The following is a 19,288-nucleotide window of genomic DNA, read 5'->3' as shown; positions in this document are numbered from 1 at the left end:
ATCAGAAAGGCTCGATCCGAATGGCCCGTCCGCGGCGGCGTGCCAGCTCGGCGGTCCAGTCCGGGCGCGAGGCGATCAGGCGAGCAACGGCGGCCGGCGCGGTCACGCGGTCCGGGCCGGGAAGCGGCTCGCGTTCCAGCCGGCGCAGCAGGGCCAGCGCGGACGCCCGGACGGGATCCGATTGCAGCAATTCCATCAGCGACGGCCGCACCCGGCGGCGGACGATCTGGAGAAGGCCGAAGCCATTGACCGCCGTCCGCTCGAACGGCTGGGGCAACGCGGCATCGAGGGCCTCGGCTGCGGCCTGCCGCGCGCGTTTGTCGGGAAGGGTCGGCAGGTCGATACCGATCGAGCCGCCGATATCGCACCGCCGGATCGCCTGCGCTGCCGCCGCCGCGCCGCGCAGCGCCAGCTCGGGCGGCGCCACCTCCCCGTCGACGTCGATCACCGTCATCGCCGGCGTCAGCGCGATTCGCAGCAGCCCGCCCGGAAACGGCACGAGTCCTGTTTCAGCCTGCTCCAGCAGCTCCGACCAGCCGGCCTCCTCGAGCAGGTCGGGGCCTTGCGGCGGCACGGCCCGGATCGGGATGCCGCTCTCCTCAAGTACGTCCAGCAGCGTCGGCGCGGCCTGGGGCGGCGCATCCGTCGGGCGGGCGAGCGGAAGCTTGGGGTTGCGGCGCTCCGGGATCGCTTCGCGCACGATCTCGACCGTGAGCGGCGCGCCTTCGGTGAGCCCGGGCGGGATCGGCGCCAGCAGCGCAACCGTGCCGCTCGCCAGCTCGACTTCGCCGCGACCGGCAGGCCCGGCCTTGCGCTTCAGTCTTGCCGCGAGAACATCGCCGGCTCTGGGCCGGTGGTCGGCGCGGTCGATCCGCGCTTCGATGATCACGCCGCCCTCGACCAGCACGGCCCGGTCCTCGCCGATGCCGGCCTCGTAAAGCCATTCAGCCAAGCGAGTGTCCCGCCGCCACCAGCAGCGCGCGCGTCTCGAACAGGGGGAGACCGACGACACCGGAATGGCTGCCGGACAGGAAGCGCACGAATGCCTCGGCATGCCCCTGGATCGCATAGCCCCCGGCCTTGCCGTGCCATTCGCCGCTGGCGAGGTAGGCATCGATCTCGTCGCGGGTCAGCCGCTTGAATGTGACGATGCTGGTCGAAAGCCGGTGCCGCGCCTTGCCCTCGGCATCGACCAGCGTGACGGCGCTGTGCACGCGGTGACGGCGGCCGGACAGGAGCTCAAGGCAGCGGCGCGCGGTCGACTCGTCCTCGACCTTGGGCAGGATACGCCGGCCCGCGGCCACAACGGTATCCGCGGCCAGCACCAGCGCGCCCGGCTTCGCGACCGCCGCCGCTTTCTCCGCGGCCAGCCGCGCGGCATGATGCGCGGGCAGCTCGCCTTTCAGCACCGATTCGTCGATATCGGCCGGCATCACCGCGTCCGGCACCACGCCGATGCGCACCAGCAGGTCGAGCCGCCTGGGGCTTGCGGACGCCAGGATCAGCGGCACGCGCGCGCCGCCTGCGGTCAGGACGGCCCGGGGCCGCCGCGGCCGGGCATGAAGCGATAGGTGATGCGGCCCTTGGTCAGGTCGTAGGGCGTCAGTTCGACGAGCACTTCGTCGCCGACCAGCACGCGGATGCGGTTCTTGCGCATCTTGCCGGCGGTGTGGCCGAGAATCTCGTGGTCATTCTCCAGGCGCACGCGGAACATTGCGTTGGGGAGCAGTTCGACGACCTGCCCCCGCATTTCGAGAAGTTCTTCCTTGGCCAAGCAGCTGCCTTCGGTTCGGGGTGAAAAAATCGCGCCGCCATAACGAACGGCGGGCAAAAAGGGAAGCGACCGGTTGGAAGCGGCTAACGGGCTGGCAACCATTGGCGGCTAGCCTGGCGCGCTCAAGGGAGCCCATCGATGATCAAGGCCATACCCGTGCAGGACAGCAGGCGCGCGTTCAAGCGCCAGAATTTCATGATCCGCGCCACCATCGGTCCGGAGTCCGGCGCAAGCCATGCGGGCCGGCTGCGTGACCTTTCGGCCGAAGGCATGAAGATCGAGCTGGATGCGGTGCCGCAGCCGCCGATGCGGCGCGGCGATATCGTCTATGCGGAGCTGCGTGGCGTCGGGCGGGTGAAGGGTGAGGTCGTCTGGCGCCGAACCCATTGGTACGGCATCCACTTCGCGCGGCCGATCAGGCCGGAACAGGCGATCAAGCCGGTCGGAACGGGCGAGACGACGCCCGACTATGTGAAGCCGGTGCTGGTCCCCGGCCGGTCGCTCAAATACGTCGAAGGTCTCTGACGAAAAAGGCCCGCCCGGATCAGCTCCGGGCGGGCCATTTGCATTCAAGATGGCCGAAGATCAGCCGGCCATGTGTCCGGCTAGCGCCGCGAGCAGCAGCAACGCGACGATGTTTGTGATCTTGATCATCGGGTTCACGGCCGGGCCGGCGGTGTCCTTGTAGGGATCGCCGACCGTGTCGCCGGTCACCGCGGCCTTGTGGGCTTCGGAACCCTTGCCGCCGTAATTGCCGTCCTCGATATATTTTTTCGCATTGTCCCAGGCGCCGCCGCCCGAGGTCATCGAGATGGCGACGAACAGGCCCGACACGATCACGCCGAGCAGCAGGGCACCGAGCGCGGCAAAGCCGTTCTCGCGGCCGGCCACCCAGCTGATCACGAAATAGACGACGATCGGCGCCAGCACCGGCAACAGGCTGGGGACGATCATCTCCTTGATCGCCGCCTTGGTGACTAGGTCGACGGTGCGGGCGTAATTCGGCCGGCTGGTGCCTTCCATGATGCCCTTGTTGTCGCGGAACTGGCTGCGCACTTCCTCGACCACCGATCCGGCAGCCCTGCCGACCGCGGTCATGCCCATCGCGCCGAACAGATAGGGAAGCAGCGCCCCCAGCAGCAGGCCGACGATCACATACGGGTTGGACAGCGAGAAATCGACGGTCAGGCCGCCGAAGAACTCCTTCAGGTCGGTCGTATAGGCGCCGAACAGCACCAGCGCCGCAAGCCCCGCCGATCCGATCGCATAGCCTTTGGTGACAGCCTTGGTGGTGTTGCCGACCGCATCGAGCGCATCGGTGCGGTTGCGGACTTCGCCCTCAAGGCCGGCCATCTCGGCGATGCCGCCGGCATTGTCGGTGACCGGGCCATAGGCGTCGAGCGCGACGACCATGCCAGCCAGCGCCAGCATCGAGGTCGCCCCGAACGCGATCCCGATCACGCCCGCCAGCTGGTAGGCAAGGATGACGGCGATGACGATCACAAGAGTGGGGAGCGCCGTCGATTCAAGACTGATCGCGAGGCCCTGGATCACGTTGGTGCCGTGCCCTGTCTCCGATGCGCGCGCGATTGACTTCACCGGACGGTAGTTGGTGCCCGTATAATATTCGGTGATCCAGACCAGCAGCCCGGTGACGGCGAGGCCGATCATCATGCACCAGAACAAGTCCATGCCGGTAAAGCTTTGGCCCATCGCAGAATCGACCGGCAAGGCGCCCATCGGGTCGGTAGAAGCATCGAACATGCCCGCGGCGCCGATCGTCGCGTGCATGTCGCCGAGCGTCCACGCGGTCACGCCGTAGATCGCCGGTATCGACAGTATGACCGTGGCCCAGAAGCCCTTGTAGAGCGCGCCCATGATCGACTGTTTCGCCCCGAGCCGAACGAAATAGGTGCCGATGATGGAGGTGATGATGCAAACGCCGCCGACGATCAGCGGCAACGACATCAATTTGACCAGTTCTTCGGTCGACGCCTGGATGAGCAGCGCGACCGACACCATCGTCACGCCCAAGGTCACGACATAGGTTTCGAACAGGTCGGCGGCCATGCCCGCGCAGTCGCCGACATTGTCGCCCACATTGTCGGCGATCACGGCCGGGTTGCGGGGATCGTCTTCCGGGATTCCCGCCTCGACCTTGCCGACCAGGTCGGCGCCGACGTCGGCAGCCTTGGTGAAGATGCCGCCGCCCAAGCGCGCAAAGATCGAGATCAGCGACGCGCCGAACGCAAGCGCGGTCAAGGCCGTGATGATGGTACGGTCTTCACCCTTGGGGGTATAGTCGCCGGGTCCCGTCAGGTACCAGAACAGCACCGCCAACGAGAGCAGCCCCAGGCCGGCCACGAGCATGCCCGTGATCGCGCCGGAGCGGAAAGCGGTCGTCAAGCCACCCTGCAGACTGTGGCGTGCCGCCTCCGCAGTGCGCACATTCGCCCGTACCGAGATGTTCATGCCGATATAGCCGGCAACGCCCGACAGCACTGCGCCGATAACGAAGGAGACCGCGGGGATCAGCCCCAGGAATACCGCGACCAGCACGGCGACCACGACGCCGACGATCGCGATCGTCGTGTATTGGCGGCCGAGATAGGCTTGCGCCCCTTCCTGGATCGCGCCGGCGATTTCCTGCATGCGCGCGTTGCCGGCCGATTGCTTCAGCACCTGCGCGCTCGTGAAAAAGCCATAGACCACGGCCAGAAGGCCGCAGGCGATGGCGATCAGAACAACGTTCATCGAAACCCTTTCCCCATCTGTTTGCGGCTCTTGTCACCCCGGCCGCTCGTTCGCGGCGGAGGTATGAAGCGGGATTGGGGGGAGAGCAAGCGAAACAGCTAGCCGTGCAGCCAGCCCAGCGAGGGGGGCAGCGGGACGGCAATCCCCGCCTTTGTGAGGCTCAGTCCCAGCCCCTCCTCGAAATGACCGATCCGGGTGGAGGGCACCGGCAGCGTCGCATCCGTGGGTACCGCGAAAAGCAGCTCATAGTCGTCGCCCGCGACGACGGCATCGAGCGGATCGCCGGAAACCGGAACCGCGGCAAGGTCGATGCTGACCGCGAGCCCGCTCGCATCGGCCATGCGCTTCGCATCGATCAGCAACCCGTCGGAGACGTCCATCATCGCGTGGACGAGCGGCGCCAGCGCACGGCCCTCGGCCAGCCGCGGCTGCGGGCGGCGATAGGCGTCGATCTCGGGCCCGGCGTTCCCGTCCTTCAAAAGCTGCAGGCCGATGCCGGCACGACCGATGGTGCCGGTGACGTAGAGCGCATCGCCGGCGCGCGCGCCGTCACGCGATGGCGCGCGGGCGGCGCGGCCGATCGCGGTCAGGCCAAAGCTGCGCGGGCCGTTCGCTCGCACCGTGTCGCCGCCGAGCAGCGGCATCGCATGGCGCGCCAGCACCTCCCTCAGGCCGGCGACGAAGCGCGCATTCCACGCCGCCGCGCCCAGCGTGTAGCCGAGCAGGCAGCCGACCGGTTCCGCGCCCTTCGCGGCAAGGTCCGACAGGTTCACGGCGGCCAGCTTCCAGGCCACGTCCTCGGGCGGATCGTCCGGCAGGAAATGCACGCCCTCGACAATCATGTCGTGAGTGAGCACGAGATCGCCCAGCACCGCCGCATCGTCTGCGAACCCGCGCGCCGCCGGGTCGGTCGCGAGGCACCGGATCGCGGCGAGGAACTCGGTCTCGTTCAATCGTCCTCGTCCTCATAGCCGGTGAGGTCGAGCGCGCGGGCCTTGATCTGGCGGGTCATGCACCAATGCACCAGCGCGTCCTCGCGGCCGTGCGTCACCCACACTTCCTTCGGCGCGATCTCCAGGATCGTCTCGGTCAGCTCGTCCCAGTCGGCATGGTCGGAGAGGATCAGCGGCAGCTCGACGTTGCGCTGCACCGCGCGCTGGCGGATGCGCATCCAGCCGGAGGCCATCGCGGTGATCGGGTCGGGCAGGCGCCGGCTCCAGCGGTCGTTGAGCGCGCCGGGCGGGGCAAGGACGATGCGGCCGGCGATCTCGGCCTTGGGCACGCCGGTCGCGAGGCGGAGCTCGCCAAGCGTCACGCCATGCTCGACATAGAGGTCGCAGAGGCGCTGCATCGCGCCGTGGAGATAGATCGGGTCGTCATGGCCGCGCTGCCTGAGCTCGGCGATCACCCGCTGCGCCTTGCCCAGCGGATAGGCGCCGACAAGCACGCAGCGATCGGGATTGGCGTGCAGCGCCGCCAGCAATTTGTCGATCTCGTCCCCCGTCTTCGGATGGCGGAACACCGGCAGGCCGAACGTCGCCTCGGTGATGAAGATGTCGCACGCCTGCGGCTCGAACGGCGGGCAGGTCGGGTCCGGCCGGCGCTTATAGTCGCCGGAGACGACGCCCCGCTCGCCCGCATGCTCCAGCACGATCTGCGCGGAGCCGAGCACATGGCCGGCGGGCACGAACGTCACCTGCACCTCGCCCATCCGCAACGTCTCGCCATAGGCGACGGGATGCGCCGCCTGCGCGCCGTAGCGCGCGTCCATGATCGCCAGCGTCTCCGGCGTCGCCCAGACGGCGCCGTGTCCGCCCCGCGCATGGTCGCTATGGCCGTGGGTGACGAGCGCGCGCGGCTTTGGCTGCGATGGGTCGATCCAGGCATCGGCGGCGGGCACATAGATGCCTTCGGGGTACGGCTCGATCCAGGCGCCGAGCGGCGTCATTCCGGGTCGAGCGGAACCGGATCGGGCGCCGCCGGCCCGCCCGCCAGCCACCCGCCGGCCAGCGCGGCCACGATCTTCACGGTAAAGGAGATCAGCGTCGGCTGCCAGTCGATCGCGACCAGGCCTGAGCGAAGCACGGCGATCGCCACTTCGACGGCGATATAGCCGAGGCCGACGGCCAGGCCGGCACGGAGGGCCAGCGGGCGGGCGAAGGGCCGCCCGGCCCACCACCCGCACGCAAGCAGGACGAGCCCGCCGATGATCAGATCGACTTGCGGCGTAAACGGCGCCGCGCGCATCTGGAACGTGGCAAGCTTCGCGGGATCGCTCGGAAAGCCGACGAGCGCGACGATGACGACAAGGCTCATGATCGAGACGCCCAACAGGGCCAGCAGAATGGCGACGAGGGCGCGTGGAAGAAGCTGGGTCATGGTGCGTGGCTAGCGCAACTGCTCCGGATCGCAAACCGTTCCGCTTCGTTGGCCAACGGCACGGTCGGAGGAGTGACATATGAACATCGCTTCGATGATCCTTCTGCTGCTCGGCATCATCGCGTTCGTGGCTGTCCTGCTCGACAACCCGCCGGAGAACCGGGTGCAGCGGTAAATCCTCGTCATCGCGGCCGTGAGCCGGGACCGATCTTGCCTTTTCAGTGCCCGACGCAAGAAGAAGGTGGGCCCCGGATCAAGTCCGGGGTGACGAGGTGCTGTTGAATCCCATTCCCGCCCAACTTGCCGACTGGTTCGCCGCGAAAGGCTGGCAGCCCCGCCGGCACCAGCTGGAGATGCTGGGCGCCGCCCGGCGCGGGGAGCATGCGCTGCTGGTCGCACCGACCGGGTCGGGAAAGACACTGGCCGGCTTCCTCCCCAGCCTTGTCGAACTGATCGAGAAGCCGACCGGCACGCTCCACACGCTGTACGTCTCGCCGCTGAAGGCGCTCGCGGTCGACGTGCAGCGCAACCTGCTCGGGCCGATCGCGGAAATGGGCCTCGATATCCGGGTCGAGACGCGCAGCGGCGACACGCCCTCGGACCGCAAGGCGCGGCAGCGGATGCGCCCGCCGCAGATGCTGCTGACCACGCCTGAGTCGCTCAGCCTGCTTTTGTCATACCCTGAGAGTTTCACGCTGTTCGCGGAGCTGAAGACGATCGTCGTCGATGAGGTGCACGCCTTCGCCACAGGCAAGCGCGGCGACCTGCTCGCGCTGTCGATGGCGCGGCTGCAACGGATCGCGCCGCAGCTCCGCCGCGTCTCTCTTTCGGCGACCATCGCCGATCCCGACGGCTATCGCGCCTGGCTAGCGCCCGATGGCGACATCGATACGGTCACGCTGGTGCGCGGCGATCCGGGCGCGGAGCCCCAAATCTCGATCCTGATCCCGGAGGGCGTCATCCCCTGGGCGGGCCATTCGGGGCGCTATGCGGCGCCGCAGGTGATGGCGGAGATCGAGACGCACCGCACGACGATTGTCTTCTGCAACACGCGCAGCCTGGCCGAACTGATCTTCCAGGATCTGTGGGCGGTCAATGAGCTGAAGCTACCGATCGGCATCCATCACGGCAGCCTCAGCCGGGAAGCGCGGCGCAAGGTGGAGCTGGCCATGGCGGAGGGACGGCTGCGCGCGCTGGTCGCGACCGCATCGCTCGATCTGGGCGTCGACTGGGGCGATGTCGATTGCGTGATCCAGATGGGCGCGCCGAAGGGCGCGTCGCGGCTGCTGCAACGGGTCGGTCGCGCCAATCACCGGCTCGACGAACCATCCGAGGCGATCCTCGTCCCCGGCAACCGTTTCGAATATCTGGAGGCCCGGGCCGCCCTCGACGCAGTGACCGACGGCGAGTTGGACGCCGACATGTTCCGGCGGGGCGGGCTCGACGTGCTCGCGCAGCACATCATGGCCTGCGCCTGCGCGGCACCGTTCGACGAAGCGGACATGCTCGACGAGGTGCGCGGCGCGCTCCCTTATTCGGCGCTGGCCGACGCGCTGTTCGCGCAGGTGCTGAGCTACATCGAATCGGGCGGCTATGCCTTGAAGGCCTATGACCGGTTCAAGCGGCTGACGCGCGATCCCGATGGCCGCTGGCGCGTCAGCCATCCGAATTTCGTCACCCAGCACCGCCTCAACGCCGGCATCATCGTCGAGGCGACGATGCTCAACGTCAGGTTCAGGAACGGCCGCTCGATCGGCCGGATCGAAGAAAGCTTCGCCGCCACCCTCAGCCCCCGTGACACTTTCTTCTTTGCCGGCTTGGTGCTGGAAGTGGAGCGGATCGACATCGAGGACGTGATCGTTCGCGCGACGTCGAAACCGGCGCGCATCCCGACCTATGGCGGTGCGCGGATGCCGATCTCGACCCATCTGGCCGACCGGGTGCGCGCGTTCCTCGCCTCGCCCGGGGAATGGCCGCGCTTTCCCGATGACGTGCGCGACTGGCTGGCCATGCAGGCGCGGCGATCGGCCTTGCCCGGCCCCGAGCAATTACTGGTCGAGACGTTCCCGCGCGAAGGCCGGCACTATATGGTCGTGTACAGCTTCGAAGGCTGGAACGCGCACCAGTCTCTGGGGATGCTGGTCACCCGGCGGATGGAGACGCTGGGGCTGAAACCCCTGGGGTTCGTCGCTAGCGACTATGCGATCGCGACCTACAGCCTGGAGCCGGTCGCGGACCCGCGGCCGCTGTTTTCGCCGGACATACTGGAGCACGAGTTCGTCGACTGGGTGCAGCAATCCAGCCTGCTGAAGCGCGCCTTTCGTGAAGTCGCCGTGATCGGCGGTCTGGTCGAGCGCCAGCATCCCGGCAAGCGCAAGACCGGCAAGCAGGTCAGCTTTTCGACCGACCTGATCTACGACGTGCTGCGCCGCTACGAGCCCGATCATCTGCTGCTCCGCGCCGCCTGGGACGATGCGCGGGCGAAGATGACCGATGTCGGGCGACTCGCGCATCTGCTCGACCGCGCGAACGACACGATGCTGCACGTCGACCTGCCGCGCGTCAGCCCGCTCGCGGTCCCGGTGCTGGTGCTGATCGGCCGCGAGCGGGTGGCGCAGGGCACGGTGGATGACTTGCTGTTGATCGAAGCGGAAGCGCTCGTCGCCGAAGCGATGGCGACCGACTGACCGATTACGTCCACAGGCCTGAAAGCGACGTTCGCCCGCGCGAGCGTTCCCGAACGTGCGTTCAGGGTGTAGGCTCGCTTCGGTGGTTGGGAGAATGACATGGTTGCGATGCTGCTCGTCCTCGCCACGGTTCCGGCAACCGACGCGCCGGCGCCGCCCGAAATCGCCTCTGTCGCGCTGGGGGCGGATCGCTCGGATCGGATGACCGTGCCGGTCCGGATCGGCGAATCGGAAGCAATGCCGTTCGTGATCGACACCGGCGCCGAGCGCACGGTGATTTCGCGGCAGCTTGCGACGCGGCTGAATCTCGAGGCCGGCCCAACGCTGAACCTGATCACCGTGACCGGTTCCGGCCTGGTCAAGACGGTCCTGGTCCCGTCGCTCGAGCTGTCGGGCACCAGAGTCAAGGACATCGAGGCGCCCGCCCTCGATCAGGCACATATCGGCGCGCAGGGCATGCTGGGCCTCGACAGCCTGCAAAGCCGGCGGGTCACGCTCGATTTCAAGAAGAACGAGATGAAGGTCACGGCCGCGCGCCACGTCGAGGACACCGATCCCGACACGATCGTCGTCACCGCGCGCAATCGCTACGGCCAGTTGATCCTCGTCAACTCGCGGCTGCTCGGCGAACGCGTGCAGGTGATCGTCGATACCGGCGCGGAAACCAGCATCGGCAATCTCGCGCTGCTCAGGAAGCTTGAGCGGCACAAGAAGCTGCCGTCGCTCGTCCCGGTCATGATCACCAGCGTGACCGGCGGGCAGATGCCGGCCCAATTCGCGCAGATCGACCGGATGCAGATCGGCGGCGTCGACATGAACAACATCCCGGTCGCGTTCGCCGATGCCGAGCCGTTCAAGCGGTTCGGCCTCGCCAACAAGCCCGCGCTGCTGCTGGGCATGGATGCGCTCAGGCTGTTCGACCGCGTGTCGGTGGACTTCGCCAACAAGCAGGTCCGCTTCATCCTGCCCGACCAGTCCGCCGTCGAACGGCGGATGCTGGTGGCGCTTCGCTGAGCTGATTTCGTCATCCCGGGCTTGACCCGGGACCCACCTTCCATTTTGAACCAAGTTAAAGAAGAATGTGGGCCCCGGCCTTTGCCGGGGTGAGGGGAGAGCGAGACTTGATCAAATCATTCCTGAGCGCCGCAAGCGCTGCGGTCTTGCTCGCCCAGCCCTTGGCCGCGCAGACCCTGAGGCCGGACCAGGCCAAGTTCCGGGAACTCTATCAGGAGCTGGTCGAGACCAACACCACCCTGTCCGCCGGCAGCTGCACCGCGGCCGCGGAGAAGATGGCGGCGCGGCTGAAGGCGGCCGGCTATTCCGACCAGGAACTGACCCTGTTCTCGGTGCCGGAGCATCCGAAGGAAGGCGGGCTCGTCGCGGTGCTGAAAGGCAGCGACGCGAAGGCGAAGCCGATGCTGCTGCTCGCCCATCTCGATGTGGTCGAGGCGAAGCCCGAGGATTGGAGCCGCGATCCATTCAAGCTGGTCGAGGAGAACGGCTTTTTCTACGCGCGCGGCTCGGCCGACGACAAGTCGATGGCGGCGATCTGGACCGATTCGCTGATCCGCTACAACCAGGAAGGCTTCCGGCCGAAGCGCACGATCAAGATGGCGCTGACCTGCGGCGAGGAGACCACCTACGCGTTCAACGGCGCCGACTGGCTGGCGAAGAACAGGCCGGAGCTGGTGGCAGCCGAGTTCGCGCTGAATGAAGGCGGCGGAGGCCGGCTTGATGCGCAGGGCAATCGCCAGGTGCTTGCGATCCAGGTCGGCGAAAAGGCCGCGCAGAATTACACGCTGGAGACGACCAACCCCGGCGGCCACAGCTCGCAGCCGGTTCCCGACAATGCGATCTACGAGCTTGCGGACGCGATCGAGGCGATCCGCGGCTACGAATTCCCGGTCCGGTTCAACGAGACGACGCGCGCTTTCTTCACCGGAACCTCGGCTGCGGTCGGCGGCGAAATGGGCGCGGCGATCAAAGCCCTGCTCGCCGATCCGGGGGATAAAGCTGCCGACGCGATCGTGTCGAGGGACAAGACCTTCCATTCGACGCTTCGTACCACCTGCGTGGCGACGCTGCTCAAGGCCGGCCATGCGGAGAACGCGTTGCCGCAGCGGGCAACCGCGAACGTCAATTGCCGCATCTTCCCCGGCGAGACCGTGCAAGGAACGCTGGCGCAGCTAAGGACGCTTGCCGGCCCGAAAGTGAAGGTCAGCGCCAACGCGCCGATCCGGCCGACCGCCATCTCGCCGGCGCTCGACCCGAAAATCCTGGGCCCGATCAAGACGGTCGCGGCAAAGCACTTCCCGGGCGTGCCGTTGCTGCCGATCATGTCCACTGGCGCGACCGACGGCATCTTCCTGGAGGCGATCGGCATCCCGGTCTATGGCGTGCCCGGCATCTTCTTCGAATCCGACCTGAACGGCGCGCATGGCTTGAACGAGCGGATGCGGGTGCGGTCGCTCTATGAGGGGCGCGACTATCTGTACGACCTGGTCAAGGTTTACGCGAACCAGGGCTGAGGCGGCTCGTCGGCATTGCGACTCGGCTGCCGGCCGCCTAAGCGGCCCGCATGGTTCCCTTTTCGTTCGCCGGGCATGAGCTGGCCGCGCTGCCGCAGGGTGCGCTGTACTGGCCGGCGCGCCGGGCGCTGATCGTCGCCGACCTGCATCTGGAAAAGGCGAGCTGGTTCGCGAAGGGCGGCCAGATGCTGCCGCCTTATGATTCTCAGGCGACGCTGGCCGATCTGGCGGCGCTCGTCCGCAGCACCGGCGCCGGCGAGCTCTGGTGCCTGGGCGACAGCTTCCATGACAGCGCGGGCTGCGAACGATTGCCTGACGAAGCGCGGCGACTGCTGATGGCGCTAACGGGGTCGCTGCGCTGGGTCTGGATCACCGGCAATCACGATTCCGCGCTGATCGATCACTGCGGCGGCACGATCATGCTCGAGGCAGAGGTGGACGGGCTGGTGCTGCGCCACGAAGCCGAAGCGGGCGAGACGCGGCCCGAACTCTCCGGCCATTTTCATCCCAAGCTGCGGATCACGCAGCGCGGGCGCAATGTCGCGCGGCGCTGTTTCGTGGTGACGGGGAGCAAGCTGATCCTGCCCGCCTTCGGCGCACTGACCGGCGGGCTCGACGCCCGTCATCCGGAGATCGCCCGCGCCGTTGGCCCGCGCGCCGAGGCGCTGGTGCCGCTGGCGGACCGGCTGTTGCGCTTTCCGCTGGTCGCCTGAGGCCTATTCGGCGGGCGCGAGCCGTGGCGTGTCGGACGCGTCCGCCGGTTCCGGCCGAGCCTGGACCGCGGCGCGCCTGGGCAGGCCGACCAGCCGCGCGTAAACGGCGATGGCGGTTCCCCAGACCATGAAGATCAGCGGGAGATTGTCTCCCTGGCTCAGCACCATGCGGACGATGAACAGCACCGCGATCGCGCACGCGATCGGCAGCGCGATGTCGGTCTCCTCGCTGTCCGACGACAGATAGGCCGTTCCCATCAGGTAGAAGGTGTACAGGAACATGCCGAAGAAGCAGATCAGGCCGATCACGCCGTAATCGATGCCGGTGGTGATGAAATAGCTGTCGACCGACAGCTTTCCGCCCGGCTGGTGATAGTCGAGGATGACGCCGCTCTGGCCGCTGCCATGGCCGATCGGGTTACTTATGAATTTAGGCCAGAACAGCTCGAATTGGTCCCGTCGGGCCATGTCGCTTAGTCCGGTCGAGCCGCCGGCGATCGTGCGGTTGCGGACGGCCGGCACGGTGAACATCGCCACCAGCAAGGCGCTTGCCCCAAGCGGGAAAGCGAGGCTGACCGCGGGTCCGACCAGGTCGCGCGCCTTGCCCGACCACCGCTTCCAGCCCCACAGCAGGACGAACACGGCGTGGCTGACCAGCCAGCCGATGATGCCGAGCCGGGACCGGGTCAGCGCGATCGCCCCCAGCAGGATCAGGTCGACGGCGATCCAGAGCGCGATCGAGGCGAGGCGGTTCGTCGCAAGCGCGCGCCCGAGCGCGAAGGGCGCGGCGACGGACAGGAACTCGGCCAGGCACAACGAGACGGTGAAGACCGAGGCGGCCCGGTATTTGCCGTCGCGCACATTGCCTGCCAAAATCCCCTGAAGCGTCTCCGCGTCCACGGACAGGAAGCTCGGGATGTGATTGGCCCAGGGCACCTCTCCGTTGCGGACCTCGATCGCTGCGATGAGGCAATTGCCGAGCGCGGCGAGCAGGATCAGAATCTCCCATCGCCGCAGGGATTTGGCACTATCGCACAGATAGGTCGCCGCCAGCAGCGGAATGCCGCACACGAAAAACAGGTTCAGCGAGATATTGATCGACGCGAACGGCGCGGTGCTGAACGGCACCGTGAGCCACTGCCCGGCGAAATACAGCCCTGCCATGATCCAGAACGGCCGGGTCACCGCCATCCGGTCGCGCAGCCGGTTGCGCACCGCGCTCGACATGGAAAGGCACAGGAGCAGGCATGCCGCCAGCTCCCAGGACCAGAGCCGCCGGAACGAAATTCGAGCGAAGTCCGGCACCTGCATCGCCACATAGTCCGGCCACAGCAGAACCGTGAGGCTGAAGCCGAAAAAGCCCAACGTCACCAGCGCCAACGGGCCCTCGCCGCTGTCCGGCATCGCCCACAGGATCAGGGCGATCAGCAGCAGGACCGGAAAGCTGATGTAGAGCAGCAGGATCGGAGGGAGCACAACCACGCTGAGGCCGTAGAACAGCCCGACGGCAACGACAAAGACGTAGAACATCGCCTTGGTAACGAACCGCCTCAGCGGCGACGGGTCCTGGCGATAGCTTGGCAGCGCGGCCGCAGGCGTAGCGATCCTCGTGGCCCAGGTAGCCAAATCCATTAACTCACACTCCCGATCCAAAGGGGCCGAGTGTGCAACTCGCCGCGCTCATGCCGTATTTATTGCACGTGGTTCGCCTGTGTCCACTCAGCGATGACCGCGTTGATGCGCTGTGCTGATAGGGGGCCGAGCGTGCGGTTGCCGTGGTTGCGAACCGATTGCGCAATCTTGAACTCGCTCGCTTCATTGTCCTCAAGAATGACTTCGCGACCAGCCGCAGTGATACGATTCCCACGCACATCCCGGCCGGATTGTCTGATCGCTCGATTTCCGACTATAGTTAAGCTGTCGACGGGCGCAGCCGTAATGCCATGCCATACGGCTCCGACAATTATATTTCTGCGAATTGCTATCCTTTTGTATCCACGTCCCGAGGATTGGAGACTATTTTGGTCAGCCAGGAAGATTCCTTGAGATTGGTCGGCAGCAATAATCAGATTGCCGGAAATGAGAACATCATGGGAGGCCAAGTCGGTTGGATTCGTTAAGCCTGCTGTGAAAAATTGGATCGCGTCCGGGTGGTCGCCTAAAAATGGCTGAAAATTATCGAATCGGTTGCTCTCAATTAGAATATTGCCTCCGCCCTTAAATTGAACGCCCTCCCGAACCCTCGTCATTCTGTTTGCAATAAATTGTACGCCATTAGAGAGAATGAAGCTGTTTGAGCCTGCCATGATTTCAAACGTAGAATGGCGAACCGATATGTTCAGCCCACCTCGTATCAGAAGCCCTCTCGTTCGAAGCTCTCCCCCCTCCCCCTCGTACCCGACAAAATAGCAGTTACTAAGTTCCAGATTTTGGGGTTGGAACGCGTCGACAAGAGCCTGATGAGCGGGGGCGCCAACAGGCGCTTTGAACCTAGACCCCTCAAATGTGACATTCGACCATTGGTCCAAGATGATCGGACCAAACACCCCGCCTCGAATGACAACGTGACCCGCCGGCCGAAACTTGTGCCTCACGAAAGCGACCGGCCTCTTATCAAGCTCGATTACTCCACCCGCATTTGCGGCGGCGAGCATTGAGAGCCATTCCGATTGCGAAACAGGCAGTGGTTTGGTGGCAGCGACAGACGAGCTAGAAAGGACCAGACCCAATAAGCATAGGGCTGCAGACAATCTGGTTGATATGGACACGGCTTGAGCTTCTAGCCCGACGGATTGATAACCGCGTTGGCCCAGCCTAACGCGACCATCCGTGTGCCGAAATCATCGAGGTGGCACCCTCGAACCCGGTGTTCAGGACCAACCAAGTCCATGTCTGGGCCTGCAAATGTGCCCGTCTCCAAGCGAGCGCTTTCTTGCGCGAATCTGATCCGATTGTTCTGAGCTCCGCTGCACTGTCCGGTGGTGGCAAAATAGACTTCCGCCCCCGTCGCTCTGAGCGCGAGCAAGAGCCTGACCGCATGCTGCTTGTACACGACGCCATCCTCGCCGCTATTAGCCTCTCGTTCGCCCTGTCCTATAAGGAAGTGGGTTACCTTTAGGCCAGCTCGCCGCAAACCTGATATCCGGCTTACGACTCGGTCCCAATATATGCCCCCCGGAGCCCAACTGACCAACGGAGTGCCGCCTATAGCTGCCGGGACTAACACGACTTGGTCAAATTTTCCGGATTTCACTATTGTTTTGGCGAACGTAGGCCAAACGGATCCTCGAAAGCCGGTAGCTCCTAGCAGCGGGTCGCGAGCCTCGTAGCACTTGCCATGGTAGAAGACCGAGATTCGCGGATCAACCGCAGCGGACCTGTGTTCGGCATAGTTCGCTGCGTTCGATTGACCGAGGAGGGCCACGACCATCGTCCGGGACGTCTGATTCGGGCACGGGACAACGCGAGCGGAATCTTGAAAATCATCGCGAGCCGCGGCTCGCTCGTCCTTCGCGATTTCTGCGAACTCGCCAATAGGAAGGCGGGCCATCGCCTTCTGCGCGATATGGTACCGATCTCCCGCGAAGGCCGCCGCCGTAGTGGCAAGTATGAACGTCAATGATTTCGAAAGGGTTGCGCGCCAGCCCGCGCCGCCCCCAACTTTGAATCTCATCTGTCCCCCCGTTACGGGGACTCCTTAGCTTGTGTTAATTCAAAATTGCAATCTGCGTTTAGATTTTACGAACCCCGCTGACATTTGGCGCAGGCTCTGCATAAGAAGGGAACTCTAGGGGGTGCGGGTGATCGATCGTGTTGTCTTTATCGTCCGGGAACGCGACGCCGCGTGCGCGGTGGCTGTGGTGAAGGCCGGCCATGGCAATGGCGCGGAAGGGCGGGCCCGGTGAACCGGCTCGAACGGGCGATCCGGCTGCGCCTGTCCCGGCTGCGCGGCACCGAGCCGCCGCTCAACTACACCGCCGAGGCCTATCCGGACTATGAGATCGGCCGCGGCACCTACGGCGTGCCCCGCATCTTCCGCTATCCGCACGATGCGCGGCTGAAGATCGGCGCGTTCACCTCGATCGCGTCCGACGTCGGCATCTTCCTGGGCGGCAACCATCACCCGGAATGGGTGTCGACCTATCCGTTCGGCGCGATGTGGCGCGAGCACGACCATCCCGAGCAGCCGGCCAGCCGCGGCGACGTGGTGATCGGCAACGACGTATGGATCGGCCGCGGCGCGATGATCATGTCGGGCGTGACGATCGGAGACGGCGCCGTGATCGGCGCCGGCTCCGTGATCGCGCGCGACGTGCCCGCCTATACGATCGCGGTCGGCAATCCGGCACGCAACGTCCGCCAGCGCTTCGCGCCGGAAATCGTCGGCAAGCTGCTTGCGATCCGCTGGTGGGACTGGCCGGACGAGCGCATCCGGCGCGCCGCGGGCCTGATGCAGAGCCCCGACATCGAGCGCTTCATCGCGGCGGTCGAAGCCGGCGAGATCTGATGCTGCTGACGGTTGCGATCCCGACCTTCCGGCGGCCGGAGATGCTGGCCGAATGCCTCGATTCGCTGCTGCCGCAGCTGGAGGACAGCGTCGAGCTGCTGGTGATCGACAACGATCCGGCAGCGAGCGCGCGGGCGTTGGTCGAGGGCTACGCCGACCCGCGCCTGCGTTATGCCCACGAATCACGGCCGGGCGTCGTTCAGGCGCGCAACCGCGCGGTGGCGGATTCGGCCGGACGCTATCTGGGCTTCATCGACGACGACGAAGTCGCGCGGCCGGGCTGGATCGCGGCGCTGGTGCGCCATGCCGGACTGGGGCTGCCGGCGAGCTTCGGCATGGTCGTGCCGCGCTATCTGGGGCCGGTGGCGCCGGGGCTGCGCGCGCTGCTCGACGACCTCTACACGCGGGACCTGGCGCGGCCCGCGGACGCCGACGTTTCGGACAAGTGGATTCATGTCGGCACCGGCAATTCGCTGTTCGACAAGCAGGCCTGCTTCACCGGTCCGGACCCCTTCTCGGCGCATCTGAACGGCACCGGCGGCGAGGATGTGTGGCTGGTCCGCTCGCTGGTCGAGCGCGGCATCCCCATTCACTGGAACCCGGCGGCCGTGGTCGAGGAGCAGATCCCGCCCGACCGTTCGACGCTCGACTATGTCCGCGAGCGCAAATTCCGCCATGGCCAGCAGCGGATCGTGATGATGCGCGGCGCCGGCGGCGCCAGGGGCTGGGCCAAGGCGGGGCTCTGGATGGGCGTCGGCGCCGCGCAGGTGGCGCTGCATGGCGGCAAGGCGCTGGCGCTGAGGGCGATCGGCAAGCCGGGCTGGCGCGGTGCTGCTGTGCGCGCGAGCGGCGGCTTGGGCAAATTGCTCTGGTGGAGGCTCTGGCAGCACCGGCCGTACGGCGGATGAGGCGGGCCGGATAGATTTCGGGCGAAGCCGGAAGCTCGGTCCGGCTTCGCCCGAAAGAAACGGTGCCCCTACTTCTCGACCGGGGCCGCGGGCTTCTTGGCCGGCCCGAAGCCGGCCTGATATTTCACTTCGCTCTCGGCCTTCTTCACCTTGGGCTCGAGATCCCGCTTCAGCAGGTCCTGGAACTTGCGCTGCTGAAGCATCGCCGTCGCCAGCTGATTGGCCTGGTCGCCGGTCAGCGGCTGGACCTCGGTGCCGGTGATCTTGTTGGCGACCATCACGCGGCCGGCCGGGATCAGGAAGATGTCGTCCTTCGGCATCTTCAGCACCTGCTCGACCAGCTGCGGGTTGGCGGTCGCAACGTCGAGCTTGCTGGGCGCGCGCTTATATTCCAGCCCGTCCTGCTTCAGCATGGCCTCGACCTGGTCCATCGTGGTCAGCGGCTGGTATTTGCGCAGCACGGCCGGGTCGCGCGGCGCCTGGAACTGGATCTGGTCGATCGTGAAGATCTTCCGCTCGGCGAACAGGTCCGGATTCTGCGCGATGAAGGTGTCGATCTCGGTCTGGGTCGGCTGCTTGATCGCGCCGCTCATCTGGCGCTGCAGCATCTGGACGAGGATATTCTCTTCCGCGCGGCGCTCCTGGAGCAGGAACATCGGGGTCTTGTCGAGACCGCGCTCGCGCGCGATGTCGGAGAGGATGCGGCGGTTGACGACCTGCTGCAGCGCCGCCTGCTCGAGCTGCTTCTTCTGCTCGGGCGAAATGTTCGGCGGAATCTGCGCGCCCTGAAGCTCCGCGTTCAGCTCGTGGATGGTGATGTCCTTGCCGTCGACGGTCGCGACGACCTGGCCCTTCTCCAGCTCCCCCTCGCCCTTTTTGCCGCATCCGGCAAGCAGCAGCGCGGTCCCCAGCAGCAACGCCGCCGAAACTTTCCTCGTCATAATTCACTCCCACGCGCCGCCCCCGGGCGGTCGTTCCGTTGCGGTGCGTTCTTAGCAGGCAATTGGGCGCGCGGAACCGAAAATGTCGCTAGGACGG

18 protein-coding genes are annotated in these 19,288 nt (G+C 66.1%); 7 read left to right on the top strand and 11 right to left on the bottom strand.

Going from position 1 to position 19,288, the window contains the following annotated elements; translation table 11 throughout:
* Window position 1: 1 nt before the first annotated feature.
* From GON01_RS07040 to infA, 3 genes are read right to left on the bottom strand one after another with little or no spacing between them, the layout of a single operon-like run.
* On the bottom strand, window positions 2-952 hold the full coding sequence (locus GON01_RS07040) for a ribonuclease (protein ID WP_157026651.1): 951 nt from the start codon (window positions 950-952) through the stop codon (window positions 2-4).
* Entirely contained in the window at window positions 945-1,511 is a 567-nt protein-coding gene (locus GON01_RS07035; protein ID WP_181600220.1) for a Maf family protein, read from the bottom strand. Before GON01_RS07035 ends, GON01_RS07040 begins: the two co-directional genes overlap by 8 nt.
* 17 nt (window positions 1,512-1,528) lie before the next feature.
* A complete protein-coding gene (gene infA, locus GON01_RS07030; protein WP_022685627.1) occupies window positions 1,529-1,774 on the bottom strand; it encodes a translation initiation factor IF-1 in 246 nt (81 codons plus the stop codon).
* A gap of 138 nt (window positions 1,775-1,912) precedes the next feature.
* Here infA and GON01_RS07025 point away from each other — a divergent pair, with 138 nt between their 5' ends.
* Window positions 1,913-2,299, top strand: coding sequence for a PilZ domain-containing protein (locus GON01_RS07025; protein ID WP_157026649.1), 387 nt, complete (start codon window positions 1,913-1,915; stop codon window positions 2,297-2,299).
* 60 nt (window positions 2,300-2,359) lie between these two features.
* Here GON01_RS07025 and GON01_RS07020 read toward each other — a convergent pair whose 3' ends face one another.
* The 4 genes from GON01_RS07020 to GON01_RS07005 all read right to left on the bottom strand — a co-directional run bounded on the left by GON01_RS07020 (window position 2,360) and on the right by GON01_RS07005 (window position 6,907).
* On the bottom strand, window positions 2,360-4,528 hold the full coding sequence (locus GON01_RS07020; RefSeq protein WP_157026648.1) for a sodium-translocating pyrophosphatase: 2,169 nt from the start codon (window positions 4,526-4,528) through the stop codon (window positions 2,360-2,362).
* 98 nt (window positions 4,529-4,626) lie between these two features.
* Window positions 4,627-5,481 (bottom strand): thiamine-phosphate kinase, encoded by an 855-nt coding sequence (gene thiL, locus GON01_RS07015; RefSeq protein WP_157026647.1) that lies wholly within the window; start codon window positions 5,479-5,481, stop codon window positions 4,627-4,629.
* Window positions 5,478-6,476 carry a ligase-associated DNA damage response exonuclease gene (locus tag GON01_RS07010; RefSeq protein ID WP_157026646.1) on the bottom strand — a complete coding sequence of 333 codons (999 nt, stop codon included), beginning with the start codon at window positions 6,474-6,476 and terminating at the stop codon, window positions 5,478-5,480. The genes thiL and GON01_RS07010 overlap by 4 nt, the downstream gene beginning before the upstream one ends.
* Window positions 6,473-6,907: a hypothetical protein gene (locus GON01_RS07005; protein ID WP_157026645.1), complete on the bottom strand. Its 435-nt coding sequence runs from the start codon at window positions 6,905-6,907 to the stop codon at window positions 6,473-6,475. The genes GON01_RS07010 and GON01_RS07005 overlap by 4 nt, the downstream gene beginning before the upstream one ends.
* A 278-nt stretch (window positions 6,908-7,185) precedes the next feature.
* Between GON01_RS07005 and GON01_RS07000 the strand changes: the two genes are divergently transcribed.
* From GON01_RS07000 to pdeM, 4 genes are all read left to right on the top strand, one after another.
* Window positions 7,186-9,594: a ligase-associated DNA damage response DEXH box helicase gene (locus GON01_RS07000; protein WP_157026744.1), complete on the top strand. Its 2,409-nt coding sequence runs from the start codon at window positions 7,186-7,188 to the stop codon at window positions 9,592-9,594.
* Between the two features lie 99 nt (window positions 9,595-9,693).
* Entirely contained in the window at window positions 9,694-10,608 is a 915-nt protein-coding gene (locus tag GON01_RS06995) for a retropepsin-like aspartic protease (protein ID WP_157026644.1), read from the top strand.
* 110 nt (window positions 10,609-10,718) lie between these two features.
* On the top strand, window positions 10,719-12,122 hold the full coding sequence (locus tag GON01_RS06990) for a M20/M25/M40 family metallo-hydrolase (RefSeq protein WP_309503838.1): 1,404 nt from the start codon (window positions 10,719-10,721) through the stop codon (window positions 12,120-12,122).
* 50 nt (window positions 12,123-12,172) lie between these two features.
* Entirely contained in the window at window positions 12,173-12,835 is a 663-nt protein-coding gene (gene pdeM / locus GON01_RS06985; protein WP_157026642.1) for a ligase-associated DNA damage response endonuclease PdeM, read from the top strand.
* A 3-nt stretch (window positions 12,836-12,838) separates the two neighbouring features.
* Here the strand turns inward: pdeM and GON01_RS06980 are convergent, their stop codons facing one another.
* The 3 genes from GON01_RS06980 to GON01_RS17425 form a co-directional block, all read right to left on the bottom strand.
* Window positions 12,839-14,467 carry an O-antigen ligase family protein gene (locus tag GON01_RS06980; protein WP_157026641.1) on the bottom strand — a complete coding sequence of 543 codons (1,629 nt, stop codon included), beginning with the start codon at window positions 14,465-14,467 and terminating at the stop codon, window positions 12,839-12,841.
* 59 nt (window positions 14,468-14,526) lie between these two features.
* Window positions 14,527-15,489, bottom strand: coding sequence for a right-handed parallel beta-helix repeat-containing protein (locus tag GON01_RS17430; protein WP_157026640.1), 963 nt, complete (start codon window positions 15,487-15,489; stop codon window positions 14,527-14,529).
* A 125-nt stretch (window positions 15,490-15,614) separates the two neighbouring features.
* Window positions 15,615-16,265: a sialate O-acetylesterase gene (locus GON01_RS17425; RefSeq protein WP_408640902.1), complete on the bottom strand. Its 651-nt coding sequence runs from the start codon at window positions 16,263-16,265 to the stop codon at window positions 15,615-15,617.
* 471 nt (window positions 16,266-16,736) lie between these two features.
* Between GON01_RS17425 and GON01_RS17185 the strand changes: the two genes are divergently transcribed.
* Both GON01_RS17185 and GON01_RS06960 read left to right on the top strand, forming a co-directional pair.
* Window positions 16,737-17,342 carry a CatB-related O-acetyltransferase gene (locus GON01_RS17185; RefSeq protein WP_309503819.1) on the top strand — a complete coding sequence of 202 codons (606 nt, stop codon included), beginning with the start codon at window positions 16,737-16,739 and terminating at the stop codon, window positions 17,340-17,342.
* Window positions 17,342-18,250 (top strand): glycosyltransferase family 2 protein, encoded by a 909-nt coding sequence (locus GON01_RS06960; protein ID WP_157026638.1) that lies wholly within the window; start codon window positions 17,342-17,344, stop codon window positions 18,248-18,250. Before GON01_RS17185 ends, GON01_RS06960 begins: the two co-directional genes overlap by 1 nt.
* Before the next feature lie 68 nt (window positions 18,251-18,318).
* On the opposite strand, the gene GON01_RS06955 is transcribed toward GON01_RS06960, so the two are convergent.
* A complete protein-coding gene (locus tag GON01_RS06955; RefSeq protein ID WP_157026637.1) occupies window positions 18,319-19,191 on the bottom strand; it encodes a SurA N-terminal domain-containing protein in 873 nt (290 codons plus the stop codon).
* Window positions 19,192-19,288 lie beyond the last annotated feature (97 nt).

The organism is Sphingomonas horti, assembly GCF_009753715.1.
GTDB classification, from domain to species: domain Bacteria; phylum Pseudomonadota; class Alphaproteobacteria; order Sphingomonadales; family Sphingomonadaceae; genus Sphingomonas_B; species Sphingomonas_B horti.
Note: the sequence above shows the minus strand (reverse complement) of the source record. Positions and strands in the feature narration are given on the sequence as shown.